Origin of the sequence: Collimonas sp. OK412 (assembly GCF_900112135.1) — a bacterium.
In the GTDB taxonomy this organism is placed as follows: domain Bacteria; phylum Pseudomonadota; class Gammaproteobacteria; order Burkholderiales; family Burkholderiaceae_D; genus Collimonas; species Collimonas rhizosphaerae.
Window position 1 is genome coordinate 46,680 of sequence record NZ_FOLC01000009.1, and the last position, 6,837, is coordinate 53,516.

General features: G+C 58.5%; 10 protein-coding genes and 1 pseudogene. 8 read left to right on the top strand and 3 right to left on the bottom strand.

From position 1 onward, the window contains the following. Window positions 1-36: 36 nt before the first annotated feature. The 8 genes from BM062_RS11580 to bfr all read left to right on the top strand — a co-directional run bounded on the left by BM062_RS11580 (window position 37) and on the right by bfr (window position 5,195). Window positions 37-1,272: a THUMP domain-containing class I SAM-dependent RNA methyltransferase gene (locus tag BM062_RS11580; protein WP_092396955.1), complete on the top strand. Its 1,236-nt coding sequence runs from the start codon at window positions 37-39 to the stop codon at window positions 1,270-1,272. Between the two features lie 289 nt (window positions 1,273-1,561). Next, the gene (hemP, locus tag BM062_RS11585; RefSeq protein ID WP_061541685.1) at window positions 1,562-1,759 is read left to right on the top strand and encodes a hemin uptake protein HemP; all 198 of its coding nucleotides are present in this window, start codon (window positions 1,562-1,564) and stop codon (window positions 1,757-1,759) included. A gap of 92 nt (window positions 1,760-1,851) precedes the next feature. Beyond that, a complete protein-coding gene (locus BM062_RS11590; protein WP_092396957.1) occupies window positions 1,852-2,172 on the top strand; it encodes a hypothetical protein in 321 nt (106 codons plus the stop codon). Window positions 2,173-2,270: 98 nt separating this feature from the next. Next, on the top strand, window positions 2,271-2,501 hold the full coding sequence (locus BM062_RS11595; protein WP_092397171.1) for a (2Fe-2S)-binding protein: 231 nt from the start codon (window positions 2,271-2,273) through the stop codon (window positions 2,499-2,501). A gap of 23 nt (window positions 2,502-2,524) precedes the next feature. Then, on the top strand, window positions 2,525-3,205 hold the full coding sequence (locus tag BM062_RS11600) for an energy transducer TonB (protein WP_092396959.1): 681 nt from the start codon (window positions 2,525-2,527) through the stop codon (window positions 3,203-3,205). Between the two features lie 67 nt (window positions 3,206-3,272). Then, the gene (locus BM062_RS11605) at window positions 3,273-4,013 is read left to right on the top strand and encodes a MotA/TolQ/ExbB proton channel family protein (RefSeq protein ID WP_092396961.1); all 741 of its coding nucleotides are present in this window, start codon (window positions 3,273-3,275) and stop codon (window positions 4,011-4,013) included. After that, the gene (locus BM062_RS11610) at window positions 4,013-4,429 is read left to right on the top strand and encodes an ExbD/TolR family protein (RefSeq protein ID WP_092396963.1); all 417 of its coding nucleotides are present in this window, start codon (window positions 4,013-4,015) and stop codon (window positions 4,427-4,429) included. Before BM062_RS11605 ends, BM062_RS11610 begins: the two co-directional genes overlap by 1 nt. 295 nt (window positions 4,430-4,724) lie before the next feature. After that, window positions 4,725-5,195, top strand: coding sequence for a bacterioferritin (bfr, locus tag BM062_RS11615; RefSeq protein ID WP_014007847.1), 471 nt, complete (start codon window positions 4,725-4,727; stop codon window positions 5,193-5,195). A 73-nt stretch (window positions 5,196-5,268) separates the two neighbouring features. Here bfr and BM062_RS11620 read toward each other — a convergent pair whose 3' ends face one another. The 3 genes and pseudogenes from BM062_RS11620 to BM062_RS11630 all read right to left on the bottom strand — a co-directional run. Then, complete coding sequence (locus tag BM062_RS11620) at window positions 5,269-5,589, bottom strand: DUF167 domain-containing protein (RefSeq protein WP_092396965.1); 321 nt, start codon at window positions 5,587-5,589, stop codon at window positions 5,269-5,271. After that, complete coding sequence (locus BM062_RS11625) at window positions 5,586-6,128, bottom strand: YggT family protein (RefSeq protein ID WP_092397173.1); 543 nt, start codon at window positions 6,126-6,128, stop codon at window positions 5,586-5,588. Before BM062_RS11625 ends, BM062_RS11620 begins: the two co-directional genes overlap by 4 nt. Window positions 6,129-6,486: 358 nt before the next feature. Beyond that, window positions 6,487-6,837 (bottom strand): annotated as a pseudogene (locus tag BM062_RS11630) (histone); the annotation flags it as partial.

A 6,837-nucleotide genomic window follows, 5' to 3' on the forward strand; every position in this document is an offset into this window, starting at 1 on the left:
GTGCAACTGCAGTATCAACGGATAAAGGGTACCCCCATGTCACATCTATCAACAGATTCGCATTCCTATTTTTGCCCTTGCCCGCGCGGGCTGGAAGCCGCGCTGGCTGAAGAACTGAATGAAATAGCGCAGTTCAGCGCCCCCGCCGTCACCCTCAAGGTCCATAACCAGGTGCCGGGCGGCGTCCATTGCTCCGGCCTGCTGAGCGACGCCTGGCGCATCAACCTGCACTCGCGCATCGCCAGCCGGGTGCTGCTGCGCCTGACGCATGGCGCGTACAAGAACGAAAACGATATCTACGACATGACGCTGGAACAGGAATGGGAAAGCTGGTTTCCGGTCAGCCACACCATACGGGTTGACGTCACCGCGGTGAAATCGCCGCTGCGCAGCCTGCAATTCACCACGCTCAAGATCAAGGATGGCATTTGCGACCGTTTCCGCGACCTGTGCAATGAACGGCCTTCGGTAGACACCGGCACGCCGGACATGCGTATCGTCGGTTTCCTCGATGCCCATAACTTTACCCTGTACCTGGATACCTCCGGCGAAGCCCTGTTCAAGCGCGGCTGGCGCGCCGAAACCGGCGATGCGCCGCTGCGCGAGAATCTCGCCGCCGGCCTGCTGCGCACCTCCGGCTGGAAGCCGGGCACCGTCTTGTTCGACCCCATGTGCGGCTCCGGCACCATCCTGGTGGAGGCAGCCCAGATCCTCGCCGGCATCCCGGCTGGCGCCCGCCGCCATTTTGCCTTTGAAAAATTCAACGATTTCGAGAGCGCCAAATGGCTGGCGATCAAAGGCAGTTTCAAGCCGAATCCTTTGCCTGCCACGCCGACCATCTTCGGCAGCGACATCTCCGGCGACATGGTGCAGATCGCGGCGAACAACCTGCGCAATGCCGGCATCCTGTTTGAAGTGCCGGTCAAGCAGATTGAAGCGCAAGAGGTCAAACCGCCTGCCGACGCAGAACACGGCATCATGCTCACCAATCCGCCTTACGGCGAACGGATCGGCGTGCGCGGCGACAGCACCCTGAGCAGTGACGACTTGCTGACCGCTTTCTTCAGCGCATTCGGCACTACGCTGAAACAGCGCTTTGCCGGCTGGAGCATATTCCTGTTTTCGGCCGACCTCGGTTTGCCCAAGCTGCTGCGCCTGAAAGAAGCGCGCAAGACGCCTTTCTTCAATGGTGCGCTGGAATGCCGGCTGTTCCGCTTCGACATGGTGGCGGGCTTCAACCGGCGCGAAGCGGCCAAGCCAAAAGCAGAATGACCGCCTGCCTTCCTTGACGAGGTTTTAATAAAACAAGCGCAATCTTTGCGCTTGTTTCACGTCTGGCCGCCTAGGCTCTCTGCCCCTATTCCCATCCTCTCCCCCTCAAAAATTCAGCCTCCTTGGAAACAGCCTTGCCTATGTGCATCGTCGGCAAGGCGCGGCTGATATTTCCCGCTTGACATCTTTTCCAGATTACGCCAACAGATGCGCTAAAAATGCTTGCATTCCCTGCTCAGGTGACGAATAATACAAATACGAATTGTTCGCATTTACAGAAAGGACTATAATGAGCCAGACGATCCGACGCGAAACACAAGTTGAGAAAACCCCTGTGTCCAGCATCACGAAGTCAGTTGCATCAGCAGTCACGCGAATCAAGAGCCAGGATCTGTTCAAGCAAATGCGCGAACTGGAAATCGATCACGGCGGCCGGATTTACAAGCTGCGGCTGACGCAACTGAACAAGCTGATCCTGACCGCTTGATTGGAAACCTGAGCACGGCATTTTTTAATTGATCCAACACCAGCCCGCCCGCAGCAAGCGCCAGCCAGCGAGATACTGATATAGGAGTGCTGATGGTATCGGAGAAAATCAATCCGGCTTTTGTGGAGCCAAACGGCGCGCCGGCACAGCCGGAGCTGCTGGTCTCGGCGGTGCTGCACCTGATGTCGCAGTACACCGCCAACAGCCAGGAAGTCAGCGGTTGCGTCAAGCTGGCCTCGGTGATCGAGCGGCATCTGAAGGCGCTGGCAGATTTGCCGAACCTGGCGCCGGTATTGCGGGCAACCTGCCTGCAGTTGTCGGAGCAGTGGGGCACGGTAGTAGAGAGCACGATGCCGCGGCCTGAGAAATACAGCCTGTTCAGCAGGTTCGGGACTGCAAGCCGGGTCTGTTAAAGAAGCATCGCGCAGTAACAACCAACCGCCGCAAGAACATCTCTGTCGGCGGACTTTTATTTCTTAATCTGCCTTTAACCATGGCAGTGAGGTACAAAATGATTGTTTGTGTTTGCAATAACGTGTCGGATCGGAAAATCCGGCAGGCAGTCGATTCCGGCATGTCTTCCATGTCTGAATTGCGCGAGAACCTGGGGATTGCCACCTGCTGCGGGAAATGCCATTCCTGCGCGAAAAGCGTGTTGCGCGAATGCCTGGACAACCGTGCTCCGGCTGCCTTGCGTCATGTTCAAGCATTGGTATTTCAACAAAACATACAAGCTGCCTAGTACCCGGCAGGATCAGCGCAACCATGTCGTCAGCAACAATCAGTTCCCCTGCGCTTGCGTGGAAAAAGATCAAACGCATCGGCCCCTTGGCTACGATCCTGCTGCTTCACGTCGCATTTTTCTGGGCATTGAAAAGCGGCCTGATCCACCAGGCCGCGCAGGCCGTCCCAAAAGAAATCTTCGCCAGCTTCATCACGCCCGAAAAAGCGCCTGAACCGACGCCGCCCGCACCTACGCCGGCCGCACCAAAAACCGTCGCTGTCGTAAAGAAGAACATTACTCCGCCGCGTCCAACGCCAGTCGTCAACACCACGCCGTCGGAAACCGCCATTTCAGTGCCGACGCCGGCGCCGCAGCCGCCCCAGCATGAAGAACCGGCCGCCGCTGCGCCACCGGCGCCGCCCGTCGCCCCGCCCCAGCCGCGCACCATCACCTCCGGCGTCGAATACCTCCAGCCGCCCGATGTGAAATATCCTGCCGTCTCCAAGCGCATGGGCGAGGAAGGCAAATCGGTCATCCGCGTCCTGATCAATGAAAAAGGCCGCGCCGAGCGCGTCGAGGTGCAAAAATCCTCCGGCTCCAGCCGTCTCGACGACGCCGCCAAACAAGCGGTGATGCGGGCTTTGTTCAAACCCTATATGGAAGACGGCAAGCCGCTGCCGGTGTTTGCCATCGTGCCGATCAATTTCCAGCTATCCAATTAATCAATGGCGCTCTTGGCGCTTTGCCGAGGCTGCCGCACTCAATTCACAGATACAAGGGGAGTTCATCATGGAAGTAAGTCCTTACGGATTGGAAGCGCTCTGGAGCCAGGGCGATTTCGTCATCAAAAGCGTCGCCGTGCTGCTGGTGGCGATGTCGATTGCGTCCTGGTACGTCATCCTGACCAAGGCCCTGCAAATCCTGCGCTTCCAGCGCGCGGCGCACGCCGCCGGCCACCAGTTCTGGGATACCACCAGCCTGCCGGAAGGCATCGCCACGCTGGGCACGGAGAATCCGTTTGCCGAAGTAGCCCAGGCCGGCGTCTCCTCGATGCGCCACCACGCCGCCCACAAGGGGCATCTGCACGATCAGCTCTCGGTCAGCGACTGGGTCACCCTCTCGCTGCGCCAGGCCATCGATGAAGTTTCAGGCAAATTGCAGGCCGGCATGGCCGTGCTGGCCTCGGTCGGCTCTACCGCGCCTTTTGTCGGCCTGTTTGGCACTGTGTGGGGCATTTATCATGCGCTGGTGTCGATCGGCACTTCCGGCCAGGCCAGCATCGACAAGGTCGCCGGTCCGGTCGGCGAGGCGCTGATCATGACCGCCCTCGGCCTGGCCGTGGCGATCCCGGCTACCTTCGGTTATAACGCCCTGGTGCGCGGCAACAAGACCATCATCGCCAAGCTGAACAAATTCGGCTTTGACCTGCACGCCCTGTTCGTTACCGGCTCCCGTTCCAGCAACAATGAAACAGACCATGCCAACGGCTCGAACAATGGCGCCAAGCTGGTCGCCGTGAAAGGTGCATGATGGGCATGGGCTCCTTGTCCGATTCGGACGACGATTTCAATCCGGAGATCAACACCACGCCGCTGGTCGATGTGATGCTGGTGCTGCTGATCATCTTTATCATGACCATCCCGGTGATGAACCACGCGGTGAAGATCGATTTGCCGCGCGCCGCCAACCAGCCTGACCAGGCCAAGCCGGAAAACATCAGCCTGTCGATCGACGCCGACGGCAAGCTGTTCTGGAATGATGAAGTGGTCGACCGCAACGAACTGAATGCGCGGATTGCGGTTGCAGCGCAAAAGCAGCCACAGCCGGAGCTGCATTTACGCGCGGCGCGCACGGTGCAATATGAAAAAGTGGCCCAGGTGATGGCGGCGGCCCAGTCCGGCGGCCTCGGCAAAATCGGCTTTGTCACCGATCCGGACGCCAAGTAAACAGATCGCTGGATAAGCGTTCGCGGCTATCAAACGCCGCCTCCGCAGGAGCCTGCGCATGTCGCCATGCGCAGGCTTTTTTTCTTTCCCGCACCATCGCGTTGATGCACAAATCACAATGAAAATGATTCGCGCTACCCGATGATGAAAAAGCTTATCGCATGCGCTATCATGGCAGCGATTTCGGTCGCATATCGTTTAAGCGACGCGCCGATCACGTGAGAAGCCGGAATACAGTCCAGAAATCCCCGACTTTATCCCTGAGCGCTCCGCATCCCATCACAGCGAGGTCCCCATGCAAGGCGAAAAACAAATCATCACGCTGCTCAACGCGCAGCTGACCAACGAACTGACAGCGATCAACCAGTATTTCCTGCATGCCCGCATGTACAAGCACTGGGGCCTGGAAAAACTCGGCAAGAAGGAATACGAAGAATCCATCGGCGAAATGAAGCATGCCGACAAACTGATTGACCGCATCCTGATGCTGAACGGCTTGCCGAATCTGCAAGCGCTGCACAAGCTGATGATCGGCGAATCGACGCCGGAGATGCTGCAATGCGACCTGAAGCTGGAGCAAGGCGCACAAAAGACCGTCAAGGATGGCATCGCTGCCTGCGAAAAAGCGGGCGATTATGTGTCGCGCGAACTGTTCAAGGAAATCCTTGAAGACACCGAAGAACATATCGACTGGCTGGAAACCCAGCTCGACCTGATCGACAAGGTCGGCCTGCAAAACTACCTGCAAAGCCAGATGGACGCCTGACCCTGCATCCATCCGGGCACACGGCTCACGGCTTCCGACTCACCATCGGAAGCCGTTTTTCCTTCCTCGGCGTTTACTGCGCCGATGCCAGCAAACGGCGCATGACGGCTTCGGCGGTCAGTGACGGAGCATGCGCTTCGACGATTTTGCGCTTGTTGGTATGACCGTGGGTAATGACGATCTTGCTGCGCGGCACATCCAGCAACTCCGCCAGGTAGCGCACCAGCGCGTCATTCGCCTTGCCCTCGATAGGCTGCGCCTGCAAGCGCAGCTTGAGGACATTCTCCAGCGGACCGATGATCTGGCTTTTCTTGGCGTTAGGCGTCACCTGCAGCGCCAGCCTGACCCCGCCGGCAACATCGGAGCACCATGCGGCGCCCGCCTTTTGGTTCATGCCACCGACATGATCAGGTAAATGACCAGCTGGTGCACTACCCGCAGCAATATCAGCGCCGCCAGCGGCGACAGATCGATATTGCCGATCAGCGGGATAATCCTGCGCAAAGGGCGCAGCAGCGGCTCATTCAGCGCCCGCACGAAGGGCGCCAGGGGCGCATTCGGATTCACCCAGCTAAAGATCGCCTCGATGATCAGCAATGCGATCAGCCCATAGAATACCCACTGGAAAAACAGCAGCGCCGACAAGCTGAAGATCAGCGAAGCACTCAGCGCCGACCTGACGCCCAGTTCCAGCAGGATGCAGATGACGGCGACCACAACCGCGCCTATCAGGCTGGCCCAGTCATAGCCGCCTACCCCCGGCAACAAGCGCCGCATCGGCCGCACGGCCCAGTCGGACAAGGTGAAAATGAATTGCGCCAGCTGTTGCGGCGGCCGCACCCGCACCGCCTGGATCCAGAACCGAAGCAACAGGACACCGCCCAGGACGCTGGCGATAGTTTCGATAATCAAGGTGAAAATGTTCTGCAACACGACGTGTTTCCCTTTCCAGATGAAGCAGCGATTCAGGCGGACCGGCATCGGCGTCAGTCCATATACTGATAACTTACCCGAATTCGGGCGCAAGATGTAAGTCGGGAATGCGGGCGAACGCCACAGTTCAAGGTTTAAGAAAAAAATGGACCTGCCGGCTGGCTATCGTAGCAGCAATTTCCGACAGGCTGACGACCCGCTGACGACCCGCTTGCGCGAGCATATGCCGGCTGCCAGACGCACAGCGCTACCCGCCCCTCTGTGATATCCGCCGCCACAAATAAAAACCCGCTGCAGGCGCTAGGCCATACAGCGGGCGATATGCCTGAACTTGATCAGGCAAGCCGGCAAACGCTAATTACGGGCGTGTGCCAGTTGGGAACGGCCAAGCTGCTGCCGGGTTCAGCACTGTTGTTGCTGCTGGTGCTGCTGCCGGCTTTGCTGCTGGCTTCTTGGCTGCAGGTTTCGCTGCGGCCTTTTTAACAGCTGGCTTGGCGGCAGCAGGTTTCGCTGCTGCTTTAGCTGCCGGCTTTTTTGCTGCTGGCTTAGCCGCGACTTTCTTAACTGCCGGCTTTTTTGCCGCTGGTTTCGCTGCTGCCTTAGCAACCGGCTTCTTGGCTGCTACTGCTTTCTTGGCTACCGGCTTTTTGGCCGCGACAGCTTTCTTGGCAACCGGTTTCTTGGCTGCTGGTTTTGCTGCTGCTTTCTT

Coding starts and splice junctions, on each gene's coding strand:
- BM062_RS11580 (WP_092396955.1), top strand. CDS start 37: ATGTCACATCTATCAACAGATTCGCATTCCTATTTTTGCCCTTGCCCG.
- BM062_RS11595 (WP_092397171.1), top strand. CDS start 2,271: ATGATTGTTTGTGTTTGCAATAACGTGTCGGATCGGAAAATCCGGCAG.
- bfr (WP_014007847.1), top strand. CDS start 4,725: ATGCAAGGCGAAAAACAAATCATCACGCTGCTCAACGCGCAGCTGACC.
- BM062_RS11610 (WP_092396963.1), top strand. CDS start 4,013: ATGGGCATGGGCTCCTTGTCCGATTCGGACGACGATTTCAATCCGGAG.
- hemP (WP_061541685.1), top strand. CDS start 1,562: ATGAGCCAGACGATCCGACGCGAAACACAAGTTGAGAAAACCCCTGTG.
- BM062_RS11590 (WP_092396957.1), top strand. CDS start 1,852: ATGGTATCGGAGAAAATCAATCCGGCTTTTGTGGAGCCAAACGGCGCG.
- BM062_RS11620 (WP_092396965.1), bottom strand. CDS start 5,589: ATGAACCAAAAGGCGGGCGCCGCATGGTGCTCCGATGTTGCCGGCGGG.
- BM062_RS11605 (WP_092396961.1), top strand. CDS start 3,273: ATGGAAGTAAGTCCTTACGGATTGGAAGCGCTCTGGAGCCAGGGCGAT.
- BM062_RS11600 (WP_092396959.1), top strand. CDS start 2,525: ATGTCGTCAGCAACAATCAGTTCCCCTGCGCTTGCGTGGAAAAAGATC.